The following is a 22,730-nucleotide window of genomic DNA, read 5'->3' on the forward strand; positions in this document are numbered from 1 at the left end:
CCCGGGCCTGCGGGTGCCCGGCGAGCACCGCCGCCTCGGCCCGCAGCGCCACGTACCAGTGCAGCCAGATCCAGGTCACCCACTTCCACACCTGTTGGGGCTCGGGGGCGACCCGCTCCAGCGCCGCCTCCGCGTCCCCCCGGTGCAGCAGGACGATCGCGTCGAAGGTCGGACCGTAGCCGGGGGGCGACGGCATGGTGTGCCTGGTCGTGGCCCGCAGCTCGGCCACGATCGCCAGCCACTCGGCCCTGGCACGGTCGTCACCGCGCAGGCCGTGGATCATCGCCACCGCCGCCGCGGCCGGGGCGAGGCCGAGCCACGGTTGCCGGCCGCCCCGCTCCCACGCGTCGAGGAACCGCGCACCGCCGGTGAGCACCTCGTCGACATTGCCGGCGAACGCGTCCGCGACCAGCAGCCAGCGCACGGCCTGGTGGCCCACCTCGGCCAGCAGCGGATGCCCGGCCAGCTGCCGGCCCCACCGGCGGGCCCCCGGCAGGTCCCCCGTGCCGAGGCTGGTCTCGGTGGCCGACACGAGCGCGTCGATCAGCTCGTGCGTGCTGGCCGGTGTGACCGGCACCGGCGCGAGCAGCGCCACCCGCCGCCGGGCCGTGGTCGCGACGCCGAACGTGTCGCCCGCCCAGCTCTGGGCGCCGGTGAGCGCGTCAAGGGCGACCGTCTCGACCAGCGGGTCGCCCGTGCGCTCGGCGAGCTCGACGGCCCGCCGCGCGCTCGTGAGGGTCCTCGGCACGTCGTTGTCCTCGCTGCCCTGCAGCGAGCCGAACGCGTCGGTGAGCACCGCCGCCTCGGCGATCGCCACCGCCGCCGCGGCGGCCGGGTCGTCGCCCGCCAGCTCCCGCGCGGCCTCGAGCAGCGCGATCGCCTCGGCGCGCGCGGGTATCCGGGCGAACTCGCCGGAGAAGCGGTACGCGGTGGTGGCGGCCGTGGCCAGGTCGCACGCGGCGGCCGGGTCGTTCCCGGACCGGCGGGCCGCCTCGCCGGCGGCGCGGTGCAGGCGGTACATGTCGTCGCCGAACATCCGGCACCCGGCCACCGCCGCGGCCTGCCGGAGCGCCGGCGCGGCGGCGGCCGGGTCGTCCGCGAGGGCGGCCGCCTGCTCGTAGCGTTGCTGGGATTCGCCGAGCAGGGTGCGCGTGAAGGTCAGCTCCGCCATGGCAAGCGCGAGGCGGTGCGCGGCACCGCGGCGGTCCGGTTGCTCGGCCGCCCACGCCAGGGCGGCCCGGAGGTCGTCGGCCACCGCGTCGAACCGGCCGCGCCAGTCCCCGCCCGTTCCGCCGGCGAGGACGGTCGCGGTGGCCAGGCACCAGTCCACGTGCCGGGACCGGGTGGCGACCGGCTCACCGGCATCGGCGAGCCGCTCGAGCCCGTACTGCCGGATGGTCTCCAGCGCCTGGTACCGGGTGCCGGCCGGGGACGGCGTCACCGCGAGCAGGCTCTGCTCGGCGAGCCGGGCGAGGCCGTCGGCGACCCCGGCCGGCTCCAGCGGGGAGAACCCGGCAACCTCCGCGGCCGCCTCGGCGGTGAACGGTGTCACGAACACCGACACCCGGCGCAGCAGTGCCTGATCGGCCGGCTCAAGCAGGGCGTGGCTCCAGTCCAGCACCGCCCGCACCGAGTGGTGCCGGCCGTCTGCGCGGGATCCGCCGGCGAGGATCCGAAGCTGGTCGGACAGACCGGCGGTGAGGCCGTCCAGCCCGAGCGTCGGCGACCGGGCGGCCGCCAGCTCGATCGCCAGCGCCATGCCGTCGAGCCGTTCGCAGATCGCGGCGACGCGGTCGCGCACGGCCGGATCCGGCGGCCCGCCGATCACGCCGGCCCGGTCCATGAACAGCGTCACCGCGTCCGACTCACCACCGCCGGCCAGCGAAAGCGGTGGGACGGCGAAGATCCGTTCGAACGGCACCACCAGCCGGGCCCGGCTGGTCGCCAGCACCCGCACCCTGGGGCAGCGGGCGAGCAGCCGCTCGACGAAGGGTGCCACGCCGTCGCGGACGTGCTCGCAGTTGTCCAGCACCAGCAGCGCCTCGCGGTCGGCGAGCGCGGCCAGTACCGCCTCGTCGAGGCTGCGGCCGGGCTGCTCGCCGACGCCGACCGCGTCGGCGACCGCCGCCCCGACCCGGCCGGGGTCGGTGATCGGGACCAGGTCGACGAACCACACGCCGTCGGCGAACTCGCCGGCCGCCTCCGCCGCCACCGCGAGCGCGAGCCGGGTCTTTCCCACCCCGCCCGGGCCCACCGCGGTCACCTGCCGGTGCATCTTGATCGCCTCGGCCAGCTCGCCCCGCTCCCGCACCCGGCCGATGAACGACGTCAGCGGCGCGGGCAGGGCGGGCGCCGCGGGTGACCGGTCGGCGCGGTCCAGCTCGGCCGCGCGCCGGGAGAGGGCCCGGCGGTCCGGCACCGCCAGCTTGCGCAGCAGCGAGGAGACGTGGGACTCGACGGTGCGCACGGAGATGAACAGCCGGGCCCCGATCTCGGCGTTGCTGAGGTGCTCGCCGAGCAGCGCCAGCACCTCCGCCTCCCGGGCCGAGATCCCCGCCACCGTCACGGGCCCATTGTTCCGTACCCCGAATCCGTGGTCGGTTCCGTGGCCAGCACGGATGCCGGCCCGCCCCCGGCCGGGAGACGCTGCAAGCCATGGACGCCGTGAAGACGCAACCCAGATCGACCTCCGGCGCGCCTTCTCCAGGTGCCTCGGTGCCGCGCCGCCTCGTCCCCGCCGCCTACCGGCCGGTGCTCGGCAACCGGGTGTTCCGCAGGCTCGTCCTCGGCTTCGCGGTCTCGTACCTCGGGGACGGGATGAGCTTCGTCGCGGTGGCGTGGCTCGCCATCGAGCTCGCGCCGCCGGCGGCCGCGGGGCTGTGGGTCGGCGGCGCGGTGGCCGCGTACACGTTGCCGGGCGTGGCCGGCGCGCTGGTGTTCGCCCGCCGGCTGCGCCGGGTGCCGGCCAGGCGGCTGCTGCTCGCCGACAGCGTGGTGCGCGGCGTGTTCCTCGGCGCCGTGCCGCTGGCCTGGCTCGCCGGGCTGCTCACGCCGGCGCTGTACGTCGTGCTGCTCGCGGTCTCGTCGCTGCTGCACGCGTGGGGCAGCGCGGGCAAGTACACCCTGCTGGCCGAGCTGCTGCCCGACGAGCAGCGGCTCGCCGCGAACACCCTGGTCAGCTCCCTCAACTTCGCCGCGACGATCGCCGGACCCGCGATCGCCGGGGTGCTGGTCACCTTCGTCGGCTCCGCGCTCGTGCTCGGCCTCGACGCGCTCACCTTCGTGTTCCTCGCCGTGCTCGTCGCGCGCCTCCGGCTGCCGGAGTCCGGGCACGTCAGCCCGGTCGACAAGGCGGCCGCCCGCGGCGGGTTCGGGTTGCTGCGGACCCATCCCGAGCTGCTCGGGCTGCTGACGCTCACCTGGTTCTTCAACTTCCTGTACGGCCCGGTCGAGGTCGCGCTGCCGCTGCACGTGACCGACGACCTGCACGCACCGGGCACGCTGCTTGGCGTCTACTGGATGCTCTTCGGCGTCGGCGCGGTGCTCGGCGGGCTCACGGTCGGCGCGCTGCGGCGGCTGCCGCTGTGGCCGGTGACGGCCGGCATCGTGGTCGGCTGGGGGCTGGCGCTGCTGCCGTTCGGGTTCGACGTCTTCGGAGTGCCCGTCACCGTCGCGTGCTTCATGCTCGGCGGCGCGATCTACGGACCGTTCGTGGCGCTGTCGGTGACGCTGATGCAGGCGAAGTCGCCGCCGCAGCACCTGGCCGCGATGCTCGCGGCCCGCAGCGCGGCGCTGCTCACCGCGTCGCCGCTCGGCACGGCGCTCGGCGGACCGCTCACCGCGGCGCTGGGTCCGCAGGCGACGCTCTTCGGCTCGGGACTCGTCACCGTGGCGCTCGGCGCCGCCGCGTGCGTCCTGCTGGCGCTGCGGAGGAACCGGTGATCCGCAGGGCCCACGGGTCCTATGTGGACATCTGGCGAGAGTTCCCGCCGTACCGGACCGATCAGGAATCGAGAAGCGGCCGTGCCGAGCCGCACCTAGCGTGACCGACATCCATCGATCGAGTGGAGGAAGCCATGACCCGCAACCAGCAGACAGGCAAGCGCAAGCCCGGCACGCCGGGACCGTTGTCGCGGTGGATGCAGCAGAAGATGAACGCCAGGATGAACCGCAAGGTCCGGCGTGGCCGCGGCACGTTCATGGGCATGGACGTGTTGATCCTCAACACGGTGGGCCGCCGCAGCGGGCAGCCGCGGGAGACGCCCGTTGCGTGGTTTCCCGACGGCGACGAGGCCCGGCTGATCGTCGCGTCCGGCGGCGGGAGTCGGCACCCGGACTGGTACGTCAACCTGATGGCGCACCCCGACCGGGCGTCGATCGAGCTGCCCGGCCGCGAACCGGTGCCGGTGACGCCGAAACGGCTCGAGGGCGCCGACCGTGCGCAGGCGTGGCAACGCATCGCCGCCGCTCAACCACGCTATGCGAAGTACCAGAGCAAGTCCGAGCGGGAGTACCCGGTGATCCGGCTCACCCCGCGGTGACTGGTTAGATCGAGCCGGGCGACGCCGGCGAAGACCGACAACAGGCCTGACAGAGGGAGACACGATGACCACGGCCACGAGGACGGCAAAGCGGACGGCGAAGAAGACGGACACGCAGCCGCCCACGCTGCCCGTCGCCGATAGCCACGATCTGATCCGCGTGCAGGGCGCGCGCGAGAACAATCTCAAGGACGTCAGCGTCGAGATTCCGAAGCGCCGGCTGACGGTGTTCACCGGCGTCTCCGGTTCTGGCAAGAGCTCGCTGGTGTTCGACACGATCGCCGCGGAGTCGCAGCGGCTGATCAACGAGACCTACAGCGCCTTCGTGCAGGGCTTCATGCCGACGCTGGCGCGGCCCGAGGTCGACGTGCTCGAAGGGCTGACGACCGCGATCATCGTCAACCAGGAGCGGATGGGCGCCAACCCCCGCTCGACGGTCGGCACCGTGACCGACGCCAACGCGATCCTGCGGGTTCTGTTCAGCCGGCTGGGAAAGCCGCAGATCGGCCCGCCGATCGCGTTCTCGTTCAACGTGCCGGCGCGCAAGGCCAGCGGCATCATGACCAGCTCCACCGGTGAGAAGACCATCGTGCGCCAGGCCGTCTACCACGGCGGCATGTGCCCGCGCTGCGAAGGCCGCGGCTCGGTGTCCGACATCGACCTCACCGAGGTCTTCGACGACAGCAAGTCGCTCAACGAGGGCGCGATCACCGTTCCCGGCTACACCGCGGACGGCTGGATGGTGCGGACGTACGCCGAGTCCGGCTTCCTCGACCCGGACAAGCCGATCCGCAAGTACACCAAGAAGGAGCTGCACGACTTCCTCTACAAGGAGCCGACCAAGATCAAGGCCAAGGGCATCAACATCACCTACGAAGGCCTGATCCCGAAGATCCAGAAGTCCATGCTGTCCAAGGACATCGACTCGCTGCAGCCGCACATCCGCGCATTCGTCGAGCGGGTGGCGACGTTCACGTCCTGCCCCGACTGCGGCGGGACCCGGCTCAGCGAGTCGGCCCGGTCGTCGAAGATCAAGGGGCGCAACATCGCGGACGTGTGCGCGATGCAGATCACCGACCTGGCCGAGTGGATCCGCGGCATCGACGAGCCGACGGTGGCACCGCTGCTGAAGGCGTTGGGGGACAACCTCGACTCCTTCGTCGAGCTCGGGCTCGGCTACCTCAGCCTCGACCGCCCGTCCGGCACCCTCTCCGGCGGCGAGGCGCAGCGCATCAAGATGCTCCGCCATCTCGGCTCGCCGCTGACCGACGTCACCTACGTCTTCGACGAGCCGACGATCGGGTTGCACCCGCACGACATCCAGCGGATGAACGACCTGCTGCTGCGGTTGCGCGACAAGGGAAACACCGTGCTGGTCGTCGAGCACAAGCCGGAGGTGATCGCGATCGCCGACCACGTCGTCGATCTCGGCCCCCGTGCCGGCACCGAGGGCGGCGAGGTGGTGTTCGAGGGCACCGTCGAGGGTCTGCGGCGCAGCGACACGGTCACCGGCCGGCACCTGGACGACCGAGCCAGTCTGAAGCCGACGGTGCGGACCCCGTCGGGCAAGCTGAAGGTGCGCGGCGCCAACCTGCACAACCTGCGCAACGTCGACGTCGACATCCCGCTCGGCGTCCTGGTCGTGGTCACGGGGGTGGCGGGCTCCGGCAAGAGCTCGCTGATCTACGGCTCGGTGTCCGGGCGGGACGGTGTCGTGTCGGTCGACCAGACCGCGATCCGTGGCTCCCGGCGGAGCAACCCCGCGACGTACACCGGGTTGCTCGAGCCGATCCGCAAGGCCTTCGCCAAGGCCAACGGCGTGAAGCCGGCGCTGTTCTCGGCCAACTCCGAGGGCGCCTGCCCGACCTGCAACGGCAACGGGGTCATCTACACCGAGCTCGGGTTCATGGAGACGGTGTCCACCCCGTGCGAGGACTGCGGCGGCAAGCGGTTCGAGGCTTCGGTGCTGGAGTACAAGCTCGGCGGCCGCGACATCAGCGAGGTGCTCGCCATGTCGGTGACCGAGGCCGAGGAGTTCTTCGGCGCGGGTGCGGCGCGCACGCCGGCCGCGCACGCCATCCTCGACCGGCTCGCCGACGTCGGGCTCGGCTATCTCAGCCTCGGCCAGCCGCTCACCACGCTGTCCGGCGGCGAGCGGCAGCGGCTCAAGCTGGCCACGCACATGGCCGAGAAGGGCGGCGTCTACATCCTCGACGAGCCGACCACCGGCCTGCACCTGGCCGACGTCGAGCAGCTGCTCGGCCTGCTCGACCGGCTCGTCGACTCCGGCAAGTCGGTCATCGTCATCGAGCACCACCAGGCGGTCATGGCCCACGCCGACTGGATCATCGACCTCGGCCCCGGCGCCGGCCACGATGGCGGCACCATCGTCTTCGAAGGCACCCCCGCCGACCTCGTCGCCGCCCGCTCCACCCTCACCGGCGAGCACCTGGCCGCCTACGTCGGCGCCCGACCGAAGTCCACGCGGACTCGGTGAACCGGCAGCGCGCTCCGCTACCCCATGGAGTAGCGGGGCGCGTGATCGGGCCGAGGGGTGACGGGGTGGCGGGAGAACCGCAGGGTGCCGTCGTCGAGTTTGCCGTAGCGGAGGTTGAGCAGGTCGTGGGCGTAGCTCATGCCGAGGCGCCATGGGGGGCGGGAGCCGGATTTGGGGAACTCGTGGACGGAGCGGAGGACGTAGCCGGCCTGGAAGTCGAGCAGGGGCTGCGGGGTGATGGTGGGGTCGGTGTTGGTGGGGACGCACGTGGTGTAGCCGTGGGTGTCGAGGTGGCGCAGGATGCGGACGACGTGCTCGCTGACGAGGTCGGCCTTGAGGGTCCAGGAGGCGTTGGTGTAGCCGATGGTGAAGGCGAAGTTGGGCACGCCGCCGAGCATCATTCCCTTGTAAACCATGGTTTCCGGTAGGTCGACGGGCCGGCCGTCCACGGTGAGCCGGATGCCGCCGAGGGCGAGGAGCCGCAGGCCGGTGGCGGTGACGATGATGTCGGCGTCGAGCCGGGCGCCGGAGGCCAGGCGCAGACCGGTTTCGGTGAACTCCTCGATCCGGTCGGTGACGACGGAGGCGCGGCCGCGGCGGATCGCGGTGAACAGGTCGCCGTCGGGGGCGAGGCACAGGCGCTGGTCCCAGGGCTGGTAGCGCGGGGTGAAGTGGGTGTCGACGTCGTAGCCGGGTGGCAGGCGCCGGGTGATCGCCTTGCGGAGCATCGACTTCACGATGTCCGGACGGCGGCGGCTGAGTTGGTAGAACAGCGTGCCCAAGATGATGTTCCGCCACCGGACGATCGAGTACGCGCGGCGCGCGCCGAGCAGGCGCCGCAGCTTGATGGCCGTGGCGTCCTCGGTCGGCAGGGCGGCGACGTAGGTGGGGGAGCGCTGCAGCATGGTCACGTGCGCGGCCCGGTCGGCGAGGGCCGGGACGAGCGTCACGGCGGTCGCGCCGCTGCCGATCACCACGATGTTCTTGCCGGTGTAGTCCAGGCCGGCGGGCCAGTGTTGCGGGTGGACGACAGTGCCGCCGAACCGCTCGATCCCCGGAAACTCCGGCAGGTACCCGGCGTCGTAGTGGTAGTAGCCGGTGCACGAGTACAGGAACGTCGCGGTGAACCGGACCGTTTCCTCGCCGTGGGTGGCGTCCACCGTCCAGCGGGCGTCCTCAGCGGACCATGCGGCGCACGTCACCCTATGCCCGAAGCGAATGTGCCGGTCGATGCCCGCCTCGGTGGCGGTGTCGCGGATGTAGCGCAGGATCGACGGTCCGTCGGCGATGGCCTCGGCCTGCGTCCACGGGCGGAACCGGTAGCCGAGGGTGTGCATGTCCGAATCGGACCGCACGCCGGGATACCGGAACAGGTCCCAGGTTCCGCCGATGGCGTCGCGGGCCTCAAGGATAGTGTAGGTCCGGTCGGGAAAGGCCGCCTGGAGGTGGCGCGCCGCGCCGATGCCGGACAGGCCGGCGCCGATGATCAGCACGTCGACGTGTTCGGTCACCCGGCCTCCCTGGTCCGGGCGCGCATCCGGGACTGCAGGCGCGAGAGCACGGAGTAGTAGTGCGTGGGGGCGATCCGGGCGAGCGCGTCGAACAGGTAGGCGTCCGGGCCGACGAGGATGCGCGCCCTGCCGCGCTCGACTCCCTTGTGGATGATCGCCGCGGCCTTGTCCGGCGAGGTCATGGTCATGGCCTCGAACTGCGCGGCCATTTGCTCCTTGGTCCGCCCGAGGCCCTCCGGGTCCTTGCGGACGCGGGCGTTGCGGGCGATGTTGGTGGTGATGCCGCCCGGATGCACGGTGACGGCCCGCACCCCGGTGCCGCGCAGCTCCTGGCGCAGCGCGTCGGTGAACCCGCGGATGGCGAACTTCGAGGCGCAGTAGGCACTGTTGTACGGCATGCCGAGCAGCCCGAACACGCTGGAGGTGTTCACGATGACGCCGTCGTCCTGCTCGACGAGGATCGGCAGGAACGCCCGCGTCCCGTTGACCACGCCCCGGAAGTTGGTCTCGAACAGCCAGTCGTCGTCCTCGGGCACCGCGTCCAGCACGGTCGACGCCACCGCGACGCCGGCGTTGTTGAACACCGCCGCGAGCGGCGCCGGCAGCCACTGCCGCACCTCGTCGGCGAAGCGCAGCTGGTCGGTCGCGTCGCGGACGTCGAGAACCCGGACGAGCACCGGACCGCGCAGCGCCGCCGCGGTGTCCTTGAGCCCGCCCTCGTCGACGTCGGCCATGGCGACCGGTGAGCCGAGCCGGGACAGCCGCAGCGCGAGGGCGCGGCCGATGCCCGAGGCCGCACCTGTGATCATTACGGGCCGCCCGGCGATCATGACCGGGCTCCGGCGGTGGTGGCCGCGCCGGACGGCACCGGCCGGGGGGACCGGCGACGCACGATCGCCCGGCCGCCTTTGGCCGGAGCGTAGGCGACCCCGCGGGAATGCCACCGCTCGGCTCGCTCGGTGGTCGGCATCAGCTCGACGTCGCGCAACACGGTGCGCAGCACCACGTTCATCTCCATGGTGGCGAACGCCGCGCCGAGGCAGCGCCGGGTGCCGCCGCCGAACGGGATCCACTGGTGCAGGTCCGGTTTCGCATTCAGGAAACGGTACGGGTCGAACGCCCGCGCGTTGGGGAAGACCGACTCGTCGTCGTGGATCAAGGCGATGCTGACCACCACACCGAAGCCCTTCGGCAGCGTCCACCGGCCGAGCCGGAAACCGTCCGCCTTCACCTGGCGGGACACGGCGTCGATGACCGGGCGGGTGCGCTGCACCTCGAGGATCGTGGCCTCGCGTAGCGCGCTGCCGCCCGCATCCACCTCCGCGACGAGCTCGCGGAGGATGTCGGGGTGGCGGCGGAGCCGTTCGACCGCCCAGGCGAGCGTGGTCGCGGTGGTCTCGTGCCCGGCGGCCAGCAGGGTGAGCAGCTGGTCGGCGATCTCGCCGTGGCTCATCCGCGTGCCGTCCTCGTAGCGGCTCTGCAGCATCATTGCGAGGACGTCGTCGCGTCCGTCGAGATCCTTGTCCGCCTTGGTGATCAGGCGTTCGACCACCGCGTCGTACTCGCGGCGCATGATCTGGAACCGGCCCCACGGGCTCCACCGTCCGAAGTCGACCTTCGGCACCGGAAGGGTGGCGAGCCGGGAGCCGAGCGCGACGAACGGCGGCAGCAGCTCGCGCAGCCGCGCGAACTCGGCGCCCTCGGCGCCGAACACCGCCCGCAGGATGGCGTTGAGCGTGATGCGCATGGTCGACGGCAGCGTCGGGAACTCGCGATCGTCCGGCCACGACGCCAGCTCGCGCACCGTCTCGTCCTCCACGATCTTCTCGTAGGCCGCCAGCCTCCGGCCGTGGAACGGCGGGACGAGCAGCCGGCGCTGCGTGCGGTGCTCCTCGCCGGACAGGGCGAACAGCGAGCCGGGACCGAGCACCCGTCCGAGGTTCACCTCGAGGTTGTCCACGACGTCCGAGCCGGTGGTGAACAGCTGCTTGATCTCGGCCGGGTTGCTGATCACCAGGACCCGGCCGAAGATCGGCAGGTTGACGGTGAAGGCGTCGCCGTAGCGGGCGCGCAGCCGGAGCATCCCGCGCCGCCGGGTGGTCAGCAGGTAGCCGGCCTGCACGGCGCGCGGGACGGACGGACCAGGAGGAAGCGTCACCGTCGTCATCGAACCAGTACCTTCCCGGTGTGGTACGTGGACGTACCATATGTACGGTACGCCGACGTACCATGGGAGTTCAAGAGCCGCACCGCCAGGAGAGGGGTGCCCCGGTGACGATCGCGCCCGCCGACTCGGCGACCTTCCGCCAGCGGCTGCTCGACGGCCTCGCCGCGTCGATCGCCGAGGACGGCTACCGGAACACCACGGTCGCCGACATCGTGCGCCGCGCCCGCACGTCCCGGCGGACGTTCTACGAGCACTTCACCGGAAAGGAAGAGTGTTTCGTCGCGCTGCTGCGGGACACCAACGCGGAGATGATCCGCCAGATCTCCGCCGCGGTCGAGCCGAGCGCGCCGTGGGAGACCCAGGTGCGGCAGGCGGTCGGGGCGTGGATCGGCTGCTCGGAGTCCGAACCGGCGCTCACGCTGAGCTGGATCCGCGACCTGCCCTCGCTCGGCGCCGCGGCCCGGCAACTGCAGCGCGAGCTGATGGAAGCCTTCGTCACCATGATCCAGACGCTGTGCGACACCGACGAGTTGCGCGCCGCCGGCGTCGGCCCGGTGTCCCGGCCGGTGGCGATCGTGCTGCTCGGCGGCCTGCGCGAGCTGATCGCCACCACCGTCGAGGACGGCGGCCGGATCAGCGACATCACCGACGTCGCGGTCCGGGCCTCGCTGGCCCTGCTCGGCCCGCGCGCTAGCCCCGTACGGCCATAACGATTCAAGTACCCAGCCTTACCCGATGGTTGACACTGCCTGATAAGGGCCCTTACGTTCGCGCCCACCCCTATCGGGATGGCCATCGCTGTTGATCCCAAGATCACCCACATCGCCGGGAGGATCATGATGACCAGGCGCGGGAGCGCGTTGACGGCTCTGCTGGCCGCGGTGCTGGCGCTGAGTGCGTGTGCCAAGGGCGACGGAGGCGGTGGTGGCGGCGGAGTTCCCGAAGGGGAGACCCTCATCGTCGGCATCGACCTTCCGATGCAGGGCGCGTCGAAGGACGCCTCCGAGGCGACGGTCAACGCCATGCGGCTCTACCTCGAGCAGCAGGGCGGCAAGGCCGGCAAGTACAAGATCGAGCTGAAGGTGTACGACGACTCCACGGCCGCCAAGGGCGCATGGGACGACGCGACGTGCGCAAAGAACGCGCAGGACCACGTGGCCAACGCCAAGGAAGTCGCGGTGATGGGCACGTACAACTCGGGATGCGCCAAGATCGAGGTCCCGGTGCTGAACCAGGACCCGAACGGCCCGCTGCTGATGATCTCCCACGCCAACACCAACCCCGGCCTCACGAAGTCCTGGGACCCCGGCGAGCCGGACAAGTTCTACCCGACCGGCAAGCGCAACTACGCCCGGGTGATCACCACCGACGACTACCAGGGCACCGCGGCCGCCCAGTTCACCGCCAAGGACCTGAAGGTCAAGCGGTGTGCCGTGCTCAACGACAACCAGACCTACGGCCAGGGTGTCGCCAAGGCGTTCGTGGACGAGGCCAAGCGGCAGGGCATCGAGATCCTCGGCAACGACGCGTGGGACTCCAAGCAGCCCAACTACACCGCGCTGTTCACCAACATCAAGGGCAAGAACCCGGACTGCGTGTACGTGGGCGGCATCTTCGACAACAACGGCGGCCAGCTGGTCAAGGACAAGGTCAAGATCCTGGGTGACAACGACACGGTCAAGCTGATCGGCCCGGACGGCTTCACCGGCTACCCGGACCTCGACAAGCTCGCCGAGGCGCAGGGCATGTACATGACCTTCGCCGGCCTGGCGAGCGAGCAGCTGCGCGCGGCCGGAGGCACCGGTGGCGCGTTCCTCGACGCCTACAAGGCCAAGTACGGCGCCGACCCGGCGACGAACTACGCGCTGTACGGCGTGCTGGCGCTGCAGGTGATCATGCAGGCGATCGAGAAGTCGGACGGGACCCGCAAGAGCGTCAACGACCAGATCTTCGGCGGCGAGGGCATCTCGGTGTCGGGGTCGACCTCGATGCTGGGCAAGGATGTCAAGATCGACCCGAAGACCGGTGACGTCAACGTCCGCGACATCTCGGTCCTGATCATGAAGGACAACACGGAGGCGTTCCACAAGGCCTGGCCGCTGTCAGTTTCCTGACCCACATGCCACGAAGGACTCCTTCAGGGCGCGCGTAATGTCCTGAAGGAGTCCTTCATGGCGGTTCCAAGGGACATCGATGACCGACACCGCCCTGAAGAAAACTGACACACCGGTCGTTCCGGTCGCGATCCGACCGGGGGCCTACGCGCGGATCATCGCGATGCGGGTGGCGTTGTTCCTCATCCTCGGGCTCGGCGCGATCTGGCTGGTGATCAACTTCGTCCACTCGCCGACCCAGTTCTTCAACTCCGCCTTCCTCGGCCTGTCCAACGGCGCGCTGTACGCGCTGATCGCCCTGGGCTACACGCTCGTCTACGGGATCATCGAGCTGATCAACTTCGCGCACGGCGACCTGTTCATGCTCGGCACGCTGTTCAGCGGGTTCCTGCTGACCACCGTGCTCGGCCAGACCGGGCCGGGCGGGGCGGCCTGGGCGCTGTTCATCCTCACGCTGGTCGCCACGATGGCGTTCTGCGGCACCGTCAACGTGGCCATCGAGTTCCTCGCCTACCGCCGGCTGCGCCGCGCGCCCAAGCTGGCGCCGCTGATCACCGCGATCGGCATCAGCTTCGTCCTCCAGCAGGTCGGCCTGTGGTGGAACGGGTCGATCCAGAAGGACTGGCCGAGCGTGCTGCCAAGCGGCGGGTTCCGCATCGGCGGCGTCACCATCGACTACACCCTGCTCATCGTCGTCGCCGTGACCGTTCCGCTGCTGCTCGGGCTCACCTGGGTGGTGACCAGAACCAGGCGGGGCAAGGCGATGCGCGCCACGGCGCAGGACCAGGACGCGGCCCGGCTGATGGGCATCAACGTCAACCGGACCATCTCGTTCACGTTCCTGCTCGGCGGTGCGCTGGCCGGCGCGGCCGGCGTGATGTACCAGCAGGTGATCGGCACGACGCGGTTCGACCTCGGGTTCCAGCTCGGGCTGATCGCGTTCACCGCCGCGGTGATGGGCGGCATCGGCAACCTCACCGGCGCGGTCCTCGGCGGCGTCCTGATCGGAGTGATCCAGGGCCTCAACGACGGGTTGCCGTTCGGGATGGGTCAGAAATGGTCGCAGACCATGGTGTTCTCCATCCTGATCCTGCTCATGGTGTTCCGGCCGTCCGGCCTGCTGGGTCGCCCGCTCGCGGAGAAGGTGTAGTCGTGTCCACAGTAGACTCAGCGGCGCGCCGGCTCCGGGTGCCCCCGCGGCTGCGCTGGCCGCTCGGGTTCCTGCTCGCCGCGATCGTGGTGTACGTCTTCTACGAGTACAGCCTGCCCAACCTGGACGAGGGCATCCAGGCCTGGGTGCAGCGGTGGCTCCCGCTGATCTCCGTCAACGAGGCGCTGGTCTGGGCGATGTGCGCGCTCGGGCTGAACATCGTGGTCGGCTACGCCGGCCTGCTCGACCTCGGCTACGTCGCGTTCTGGGCGATCGGCGGCTACACCGCGGGCTGGCTCATGTCGACGTTCTTCTTCCAGCAGAACATCCACTTCTTCGGCTCGGTGGCCGAAGGCGTCCGGGGCATCCACATCAACTTCTGGACGGTGCTGGTCGCCGGCGCCGCGCTGTGCGCGCTGTTCGGTGTGATCATCGGCGCGCCGACGCTGCGGTTGCGCAGCGACTACCTGGCCCTGGTCACGCTGGGCTTCGGCGAGATCATCCCGCAGGTGTTCACCAACGGCGAGAACATCGGCGGGTTCAACCTTTCCAACGGCACCAAGGGGATCGTGCCGATCGACCCGATTAAGGTCGGCGACACCGTGCTCGGGCCGTTCGACCTCACCGCGAAGTTCGCCATCTTCGCGATCCTCACCGCGATCGTCCTGTTCGTCTCGTTGCGGCTGCGGGTCGGCCGGCTCGGCCGCGCCTGGCTGGCCATCCGCGAGGACGAGCTGGCGGCCAGCGCCATGGGTGTCCCGCTGATGCGCACCAAGCTGTCCGCGTACGCCATCGGCGCGATCTCCGGCGGCTTCGGCGGTGTCGCGTTCGCCACCCACGTCAACGGCGTGCTGCCGGACCGGTTCAACTTCTCCATCTCGATCATCCTGCTGGCCATGGTCGTGCTCGGCGGCATGGGCAACGTGTGGGGCGTCCTGATCGGCGCGCTGCTGCTTGCCTGGTTCAACTCCACCGGGTTGCCGCGCGGCGGTGAGGCGTTCAACGACACGTTCGGCACGAGCATCAACTTCCCGGCGAACAACTTCCTGATCTTCGGTGCGGCGCTGGTGCTGATGATGTTGTTCAAACGGGAGGGTTTCCTGCCCGAGTCCCGAACCAAGCTGGTGCTGCGCGAGCCGGAGCGGACCGAGGTGGAGTCGCTCGGCGCCGAGCTGGAGGAGCAGGCCCCCGAGCTGGAGGAGGCGCTCGACGTCGAACGGGAGAGCAGGCCGTGACTCCGGCGGCGCTGAGCGCGGAGAGCATCACCGTCGCGTTCGGCGGGCTGGTCGCCGTCGACACGGTCAGCTTCGACATCCCCACCGGCGGGATCGTGAGCCTGATCGGTCCCAACGGCGCCGGCAAGACCACGTTCTTCAACGCGCTGACCGGCCTGCATCCGATCTCCACCGGCCGGATCTCCCTCGGCGACCGCAACATCACCGGCCTGGCGCCGCACAAGATCGCCCAGCTCGGTGTGGCGAGGACGTTCCAGAACATCCGGCTGTTCGGCCTGATGACGGCCGAGGAGAACATCAAGGTCGCGATGCACTCGCACCTGCGGGCCGGCGCCACCCGCACGGTGCTGCGCACGCCCCGCCAGCGCCGCGAGGAACGCGAGGCGCACGAGACCGCGCTGGAGCTGCTCGACTTCTTCGGCATGGCCAAGGTCGCCGACGAGTACGCCCGCAACCTGTCCTACGGCGACCAGCGGCGGCTGGAGGTGGCAAGGGCGCTGGCGCTCAAGCCGTCCGTGCTGCTGCTCGACGAGCCGACCGCCGGCATGAACCCGCGCGAGTCCGCCGCGTTCACCGAGCTCGTCCACCGGGTCCGGCACGAGAAGGAGGTGTCGGTGCTGATCATCGAGCACGACATGAGCGTCGTCATGCGGGTGTCCGAACGCATCACCGTGCTCGACCGCGGCGAGAAGATCGCCGAGGGCAGCCCGGACGACATCCGCAGCAACCCGCGCGTCATCGAGGCCTACCTCGGCAAGGCATCCCAGGAGCGCACATGAGCGGAGCTTGCGGAGCGAACCATTCGATACTCCTGCGTCTTCGAGGAACGAGAAGACGCAGGCTTGGCGGAGCTTGCGGAGCGAACAACAAGCACTGCCCCGCCGCCGAGGGACGAGGCGGCGGGGCAGCCGTCACCGAGCTTGCGAGGTGATGGCATGAGCTTCGCCTACGCCGACGCCGAACCCTTGCTGGCCCTGGACGATCTGCACGTCTCCTATGGCAATATCGCCGCGGTCAAGGGATTGACCCTGCGCGTGATGCCCGGCGAGATCGTCACGCTGATCGGCTCCAACGGCGCCGGCAAGTCCACCACCCTGCGCACGATCTCCGGCCTGCAACGCCCCCGCCGCGGCACGATCACGTTCCAGGGCAAGCGAATCGACGGCCTGCCCACCCACGAGATCGTCCGCCTCGGCATCGCCCAGGCGCCGGAGGGCCGCCGCATCTTCCCGCGGATGAGCGTCCGGGAGAACCTCGAGCTCGGCGCCTTCCTCCGCCAGGATCAGGACGGCCTCGCCGCCGACCAGGACTACGTCCTCACCCTCTTCCCCCGCCTCAACGAACGGCTCGAACAGAAGGCCGGCACCATGTCCGGCGGCGAGCAGCAGATGCTCGCCGTCGCCCGCGCCCTCATGGCCCGCCCCACGCTTCTGCTCCTCGACGAACCCTCCATGGGCCTGGCCCCGGTCCTCGTCGAGCTGATCTTCGACACCATCTCCCGGATCCGCGAGCAGGGCACCACCGTGCTTCTGGTGGAGCAGAACGCCCTTGCCGCCCTGGGCGTCGCCGACCGCGCCTACGTCCTCGAGTCCGGCCACCTCAAGCTGGAGGGCCGGGCCGCCAGCCTCGCCAGCGACCCCGAGATCGCCAAGGCCTACCTGGGCGGCTGACGGCCGAGCCGGTGTCCGCCGCGGTTCGCCGTTGTCCGGACGTGTCCGGAATCACGGACGTGGCGCCGGATCGCCCGCCAGCATGTGCCGCGACGGCGGGGCCGGGGGGCCTGCCGTCTTCCCAGCGGACGAGGAGGGCCATGCCATCGGGATCGGGTGCTTTCGGGGTGCAGGTCGGTGACCTGACCACCGCGGCGGGCAGATACCAGTACTGGGGCGACCATGTCGCCGACCTCGCCCGGCGCACGGTGCCATCGGTGGGCGAGGACTCGTTGGGACACCTGGACGCGTTCCGCGCGTTCGCCGGTCCGTACCGGCAGGCTTTCCAGCAGTTCCACGACAACCTTGCCGCCCTCGGCGGCAAGGCCGGCAAGGTCTCCGAGCAGCTGCGGCACGTCGCCGACGACTACGAGCGCACCGAGCGGTCCAACCGCCGACGCTCGGCGGAGGTGAGCTGACGTGGCCGACGACACGGCGATCCTGCTCAGTGGCGCGCGGCGGACGTCGCTGGGTTTCTTCGACGCCTATCTGGACCTGTACAGGCAGGCGGCCGCCGTCGTTCCCGGTGCCGCGCGGTACCCGCGGATCGACTTCGAGCGGGACGTCCGGGTCCGGTACCTGGCGGCGTCGGCCATCGCGTTGGGCGCGTTGCGATCCGACGCCGAGCTGCTGCGGAAAGCCGTCGATGGTGCCAGGAGCTCGCGTAGGGAGATGGCCGACTCGTGGACCACACTGTCCGGCTGGCACGGAAAAGCCCGGGACGCGGCCGAGCGGTACTGCACGTCGTTCCACGATGCGGGGGTGTTCGTCGAGGCGGCGTCGACCGTGCCGCTCGCGCTGCACGCCACGGCCGACGGGATCGAGCGGGACGTCACCGCGTACCTCCACCAGCTGGCCGGCCTCAACCAGCTTCCGGCCATCTACCAGACGTTCAACCTCACGACGAGCATCGCGCTGGCCAGGGGCGGGCTGGCCCCCCAAGCGGCGAACGAGCTGGCGCTGTTCATCAACGACTTCGACAACCGGTACTACGCGTTCCACTGCCACACCGAGAACCTGGTGCACGCGATCACCGAGCGCTACAAGACGATGAAGGGCGCCCTCGGCGCGCTGCACGACGACCGGATCCAGCGGCTGCAGGATCCGGCGCAGTTCGGTAACCGGACCTCCCACCGGCCCGCCCCGCCCGGCGGCCGGCCGCGCACCGCGCCGCCCACGGTGAAATCCCAGCAGACCACCGATCCCCGCCCCAGGCCCGGTTCTCCGACTGGCACGCCACCGCCGACGACCCAGACCGTCCCGCAGAGTTAGGCGCCCGCCACGACGGCGCCGCAGAACACGACGGCGCCGACGACACTCCCTTCCGGTGGCGCCCAGACCGGCGGCGCCCCACCGCAAGTCACCCCGGTCGTCCCGCGCGCTCAGCCGGTCGGGACTGAACCGCCGAAGCTGCCCCCGACCATCGTTCCGTTGTCCGACAAGCCGGCCGATCTCGGCCGCACCACCGAGGACGGCCGGGCCGTGATCAAGGACGGCGACGTCACGATCACCGCCCAGGCGGACAAGGCCGCCGACAAGGTCACGCTCACGATCGACGACGGCCACGGCCACCGGAAGACGTACACGATCGACTACCGGGATCCGGTCAACCCGACCCTGCGGCCCGAACCGGGTCCGATGCGCGAGCCGGCCCCGCGCGTCACGCCGGGCGGCACCACGCAGAGCGCCGCCGGGTCCGGTTCACCGGGCACGATCCGGGTGAGCGGCCGGCTCGAACCGGGTTCGCTCACCGGGCAGGGGGGCGGCCAGGCGCCGAACCCATGGAGCGGCACCGGCATCGCCGCCGCGCTGGCCGGCCAGCGGCCGCAGCCGCCCGGCGGGGCGCCGGTCGGCATTCCCATGACGGGGAGCCGGCAACGGGACGGCGACCCCGAGCGCGGCGGGAACCGCTGGCTGGCCAAGGAGCCGCTGATCAAGGACACGCCGGCGGACCGGTCCCGCGCGATCCGGGCCGGCGGCGTGATCGGCGAGCGCCCGGACAAGCCCGGGGAGGCCTGAGCAGTGTCCACTATGGACCCGGAGATCCAGCGGCAGTTCGAGCAGACTGAGGCGGAGTACCTGGCCCGCGCCGGCACCATCACCGATGAGCTGCGCGCCTGGGAACGCAAGCTCGCCGAGGAGCTCGTCGCCCGGCTGGCCGAACCACACGGCAACCACGGCGCCGCCGCGGACCTCGAGGACGAGGACCGCCGCGCACGGGCCGACTACTACGGCGAACCCGACGACGACGACCCACCTCCCGCGCCGGCCCGTGCCCCGTCGCCGCGCCCCGCCGCCCGCCGCGCCCGCCGCCCCGTGACCGACCCGGACGACGAGGAGGACCTGTCCGAGCATGACTGGTTCGACTAGGACCGCCGGGTGAGGCAATGACGAACTCATTACGGAGCCCGCCGGCGGTGCGCCCGAAGCTTCTGATCAGGTGCCGGCGAGCCCTACGCTGCCCGGCGTGGGAGAGGCGGAGAGCGTCGCGGATCTGGCGCGATTACTGCGGCGCCTGCGCCGGCAGCAGGCGCGGCGGCGGGGCGAGCGGGAGCTGACCTACCGGGAGATCGCGGCGCGGACCGGGTGGGCGGTGTCCACCGTCGGCGAGTATTTCACCGGCCGGACCCTGCCGCCGACCGACCGGTTCGACACGTTGCTGCGGCTGCTCGAGGTCCCGGCCGCCGAGCAGGGTGCGCTGGCCACCGCCCGGGACCGGGTGGAGGAACGGCGGCGGGCGGCGGACCTGGTGCCGGGCCGCCGCGCGGCGCGGCCGGCGATGCGGCTGGCCGGATCGCCGACCGTGGGACGCGACGCCGAGCTGGACGTGCTCGGCTGGGCGATCGACGAGGCGGGGCGGGGGCGGGGCGGCGCGGTGTTCCTCCTCGGCGAGGCGGGCCTCGGCAAGACCCGGCTGCTGCGCGAGGCCGAGCGGGCCGGGGTGGCGGCCGGCGCGGTGGTGCTGCGCGGGCGGTCGAGCAACCCGTCGGTGCAGTTCCGGCCGCTGGCCGAGGCGCTGTTCTCGGTGCTGCGCAAGCCGGGCGTGCCGGACGAGGCGGATCTCACGCCGTACCGCTCGGCGCTGTCCCGGCTGGTTCCGGAGTGGCGGGTGCCACGCCTGCCCGGTGCGGACGACTCGCTGGTCGTGCTGGCCGAGGGCGTGCTGCGGCTGTGCGCGCGGCTCGGCCGCGGCAGCGGATGCCTTGTCCTGCTTGATGATCTGCACGAAGCCGACGGGGACACCCTGGCGGTGGTGGACTATCTGGTGGACAACGCGGCCGGCGAGGGCGTGCTCGTGGTCGGCACGGTCCGCGCCGAACCTAGCGCCGCCGTGGACCTCGCGACGGCGGCCGGGCGGCGCGGCGACGCCACCGTGCTCGGACTGTCGCATTTGGATGCCGAGGCGGTGCGGGAGCTGGCCGCCGGCTGCCTCGGCGTGGCGCCGGAGGCCGTCCCCGCCGACGTGCTCGGCCGGCTGATCTCCGAGGCCGAGGGGAATCCCTTCTACGTCGAGGAGTTGCTGGCCGGCATGGTCGGCAACGGTCGGGTGGTCCGGTCCGGCGACGGCTGGTCGTCAACCGGCACGGTACGCGACGGCGTGCCGCCCGCGGTCCGGGCCAGCGTGCTGGGCCGGGTGGAACGCCTCGGCCCGCTCGGGTTGCCGGTGCTGCGCGCGGCCTCCCTGCTCGGCCAGCGGTTCGACGGGACGCTGGCCGGCGCCATCGCCATGGTCCCGCGGGAGGATCTGCTCGCCGTGCTGCGCGCCGCCGTCGACGCCCGGCTCGTCGTGGTGGACGGCGGTTCCGGTGGCTACGCGTTCCGGCACGCGCTGACCGCGGAGGCGCTGCGGTCCGGGCTGCTGCCCGAGGAGCGCACCCTGCTGGCCCGGCGCGCGGCCGGGGCCATCGAGGCGGCCCACCCGGAGCTGCCCGATCCGTGGTGCGTGCTGGCCGGGGAGCTGTGGGAGCGGGCCGGGGAGAAGCACCGCGCGGCTGAGCTGTTCGGCCGGGCCGGCCGGCGCGCCGTCGTCCAGGGAGCGGTGGGCACCGCGATCGCCTTGCTGGAACGGGGTCTGGCGCTGCTCGCCGGGGACGGGCCGCGGCTGCCGGCCGGCGCGGCCGAGCTGCTGGAGGCACTGCTGGACGTGCTCGTCGTGGCCGGCCAGGTCGGCCGGGCGATCGAGCTCGGCGTCCGGCTGGACACGCACGCCGACCCTGAGCGCCGCGCGTCCGTCCACTTGCGACTCGCCAGGGCCGCGGCCGCCGGCGGGCAGTGGGCGACCGGGCAGCGGGAGCTGGAGCTGGTCAGGTCGCTGCTCGGCCCGCGACCCACCCCGCCGATGAGCGCCAGGGTGGACGCGGTGGCCGCGCAGCTGGCGTTCGCCGACCCCACGCCCGGCCGGCTCGCCCAGGCCGAGGAGCTGGCCGCCAGGGCGTTGCGGGCGGCGACCGAGGTGCCGCTGCCGGAGATCGCGTGCGAGTCGCTCGAGGTGCTCGGCACCTGCGCCCGGGTGCGCGACCTCGACGAGTCCGACGCGCTGTTCGGCCGGGCTCTCGACCTGGCCGTCCGGCACGACCTGACGCTGTCGCGCATCCGGCTGCTGTTCCACCTCGGCGCGCAGGCGGCGATCAGGTCCGCCGACCCCGTTCGGCTCACCGAAGCCAGAAGCACCGCGCTGGAGTCGGGCGCCGTGGTCACCGCGCTGGTGATCGCCGCCGAGCTGGCCGTGGTGCACCTGACCCGCGCCGAGTTCGACGAGGCGGAGCGCTACGCCCGGCATTGCGCGGACACCGCGCACCGCCTGCAACTGGGCGAGCTCCGGCTGGTCGGGTTGGGGATGCGGGTGGCCGTGGCCGCGCACCGGGGGCGGCGTACGGAGGCGACCGAGCTGCTCGGCGAGTTCGACCGGCTCGGTGGGCACGACTTCGAGTTCGCCGCCGCGGTGTGGGGCTGCGGGCTGGCGTTCTGCTCACTGCTGGAGGAGGATCGGGACCGCGCGCTGGTCGAGGTCGCCCACGCGGCCAAGGTGGAGGCCAACCGTCCCTCGCAGTACCTGTCGTTCGCGCACGGGCCGAGGCTGCTCCTCACGGTGCTGGCCGGCGAGGCGGGACGGGCGGAGCACCGGGAGCTCGCGGCGTCGGCCAGCGGGCAGGCCCGGTGGAACCGGCAGTTCCTCGCCCTGGCCGAGGCCGTGCTGGCCGGCCGGGCCGGCGACGCGGCGCGGGCGGACGCGGCGGTGCGGGACTTTCGGGACGCGGCCCGGCCCTACCCGCTCGCCCGCCATCTGGGACTCCGGTTGCTCGGCGAGGCGGCCGTCGACGACGGCTGGGGACAGCCGGGACCGTGGCTGCGCGCGGCGGAGGCGTACTTCCATTCCACCTCGGCGGCCAGGGTCGTGTCGGCGTGCCGGGCACTGCTGCGCCGCGCCGGTGAGCCGGTCCCGCAACGGCGCCGCGGCACCGAGGCCATTCCGGCGCGGCTGCGGCAGGCCGGCGTCACCGCGCGGGAGTACGAGGTGCTCACGCTGGTCTCGGCCCGGTTGAGCAACCGGGAGATCGGCGAGCGGCTCTTTCTGTCGCCCCGCACCGTAGAGACGCACGTGGCGAACCTGCTGGCCAAGACCGGCGCCACCAGCCGGGCGGAGCTGGCCGTCGCCGCACGGGGCGCGGAATCTCCGTAGTGCGGCGGGAGAACGTCCGTGCGGATCCCGGAGGACCGCCGGGGCGCCGGTGACCAGAATCGCTCCAGTCGCGCATCGAGAGGGGAATGCTATGCGTCGCACCGGAAAGCTCCGGCGATTCCACTG

18 protein-coding genes are annotated in these 22,730 nt (G+C 71.7%); 14 read left to right on the top strand and 4 right to left on the bottom strand.

Annotated elements, in window-relative coordinates:
* Positions 1–2,566: ATP-binding protein (locus tag VGX25_RS33310; RefSeq protein WP_326921950.1), on the bottom strand; the 2,566-nt coding region annotated here is incomplete at its 3' end.
* A 149-nt stretch (positions 2,567–2,715) separates the two neighbouring features.
* On the opposite strand from VGX25_RS33310, the gene VGX25_RS33315 reads away from it, so the two are divergent.
* The 3 genes from VGX25_RS33315 to VGX25_RS33325 all read left to right on the top strand — a co-directional run bounded on the left by VGX25_RS33315 (position 2,716) and on the right by VGX25_RS33325 (position 7,038).
* Entirely contained in the window at positions 2,716–3,942 is a 1,227-nt protein-coding gene (locus VGX25_RS33315) for an MFS transporter (protein WP_326921951.1), read from the top strand.
* Between the two features lie 134 nt (positions 3,943–4,076).
* Positions 4,077–4,541 carry a nitroreductase family deazaflavin-dependent oxidoreductase gene (locus VGX25_RS33320; RefSeq protein WP_326921952.1) on the top strand — a complete coding sequence of 155 codons (465 nt, stop codon included), beginning with the start codon at positions 4,077–4,079 and terminating at the stop codon, positions 4,539–4,541.
* 64 nt (positions 4,542–4,605) lie between these two features.
* Positions 4,606–7,038, top strand: a complete 2,433-nt coding sequence (locus VGX25_RS33325) for an excinuclease ABC subunit UvrA (protein ID WP_326921953.1) — start codon at positions 4,606–4,608, stop codon at positions 7,036–7,038.
* Positions 7,039–7,055: 17 nt separating this feature from the next.
* On the opposite strand, the gene VGX25_RS33330 is transcribed toward VGX25_RS33325, so the two are convergent.
* The 3 genes from VGX25_RS33330 to VGX25_RS33340 are packed head-to-tail and all read right to left on the bottom strand — an operon-like array spanning position 7,056 to position 10,716.
* On the bottom strand, positions 7,056–8,549 hold the full coding sequence (locus VGX25_RS33330) for an NAD(P)/FAD-dependent oxidoreductase (RefSeq protein WP_326921954.1): 1,494 nt from the start codon (positions 8,547–8,549) through the stop codon (positions 7,056–7,058).
* On the bottom strand, positions 8,546–9,358 hold the full coding sequence (locus VGX25_RS33335) for an SDR family NAD(P)-dependent oxidoreductase (RefSeq protein WP_326921955.1): 813 nt from the start codon (positions 9,356–9,358) through the stop codon (positions 8,546–8,548). Before VGX25_RS33335 ends, VGX25_RS33330 begins: the two co-directional genes overlap by 4 nt.
* 17 nt (positions 9,359–9,375) lie before the next feature.
* Positions 9,376–10,716 (bottom strand): cytochrome P450, encoded by a 1,341-nt coding sequence (locus VGX25_RS33340; RefSeq protein ID WP_326921956.1) that lies wholly within the window; start codon positions 10,714–10,716, stop codon positions 9,376–9,378.
* 104 nt (positions 10,717–10,820) lie between these two features.
* Between VGX25_RS33340 and VGX25_RS33345 the strand changes: the two genes are divergently transcribed.
* From VGX25_RS33345 to VGX25_RS33395, 11 genes are all read left to right on the top strand, one after another.
* Positions 10,821–11,426, top strand: coding sequence for a TetR/AcrR family transcriptional regulator (locus VGX25_RS33345; RefSeq protein WP_326921957.1), 606 nt, complete (start codon positions 10,821–10,823; stop codon positions 11,424–11,426).
* 78 nt (positions 11,427–11,504) lie between these two features.
* On the top strand, positions 11,505–12,830 hold the full coding sequence (locus VGX25_RS33350; RefSeq protein ID WP_326921959.1) for a branched-chain amino acid ABC transporter substrate-binding protein: 1,326 nt from the start codon (positions 11,505–11,507) through the stop codon (positions 12,828–12,830).
* Between the two features lie 79 nt (positions 12,831–12,909).
* Positions 12,910–13,980, top strand: coding sequence for a branched-chain amino acid ABC transporter permease (locus tag VGX25_RS33355; protein WP_326921960.1), 1,071 nt, complete (start codon positions 12,910–12,912; stop codon positions 13,978–13,980).
* Between the two features lie 2 nt (positions 13,981–13,982).
* Positions 13,983–15,215, top strand: coding sequence for a branched-chain amino acid ABC transporter permease (locus VGX25_RS33360; RefSeq protein ID WP_326921961.1), 1,233 nt, complete (start codon positions 13,983–13,985; stop codon positions 15,213–15,215).
* Positions 15,212–15,994 (top strand): ABC transporter ATP-binding protein, encoded by a 783-nt coding sequence (locus tag VGX25_RS33365; protein ID WP_326921962.1) that lies wholly within the window; start codon positions 15,212–15,214, stop codon positions 15,992–15,994. Before VGX25_RS33360 ends, VGX25_RS33365 begins: the two co-directional genes overlap by 4 nt.
* A 156-nt stretch (positions 15,995–16,150) precedes the next feature.
* Positions 16,151–16,885 (top strand): ABC transporter ATP-binding protein, encoded by a 735-nt coding sequence (locus VGX25_RS33370; protein WP_326921963.1) that lies wholly within the window; start codon positions 16,151–16,153, stop codon positions 16,883–16,885.
* A 140-nt stretch (positions 16,886–17,025) separates the two neighbouring features.
* Positions 17,026–17,343 carry a hypothetical protein gene (locus VGX25_RS33375; RefSeq protein ID WP_326921964.1) on the top strand — a complete coding sequence of 106 codons (318 nt, stop codon included), beginning with the start codon at positions 17,026–17,028 and terminating at the stop codon, positions 17,341–17,343.
* 1 nt (position 17,344) lies between these two features.
* Positions 17,345–18,196 carry a hypothetical protein gene (locus tag VGX25_RS33380; protein ID WP_326921966.1) on the top strand — a complete coding sequence of 284 codons (852 nt, stop codon included), beginning with the start codon at positions 17,345–17,347 and terminating at the stop codon, positions 18,194–18,196.
* Positions 18,197–18,355: 159 nt separating this feature from the next.
* A complete protein-coding gene (locus VGX25_RS33385; RefSeq protein ID WP_326921967.1) occupies positions 18,356–18,943 on the top strand; it encodes a hypothetical protein in 588 nt (195 codons plus the stop codon).
* Positions 18,944–18,955: 12 nt separating this feature from the next.
* Positions 18,956–19,294 (top strand): hypothetical protein, encoded by a 339-nt coding sequence (locus VGX25_RS33390; protein ID WP_326921968.1) that lies wholly within the window; start codon positions 18,956–18,958, stop codon positions 19,292–19,294.
* Positions 19,295–19,391: 97 nt separating this feature from the next.
* Positions 19,392–22,604 carry an AAA family ATPase gene (locus tag VGX25_RS33395; protein WP_326921970.1) on the top strand — a complete coding sequence of 1,071 codons (3,213 nt, stop codon included), beginning with the start codon at positions 19,392–19,394 and terminating at the stop codon, positions 22,602–22,604.
* The last annotated feature ends 126 nt before the right edge of the window (positions 22,605–22,730 follow it).

It is taken from the genome of Actinophytocola sp., assembly GCF_035942955.1.
Lineage (GTDB): Bacteria > Actinomycetota > Actinomycetes > Mycobacteriales > Pseudonocardiaceae > DASYTH01.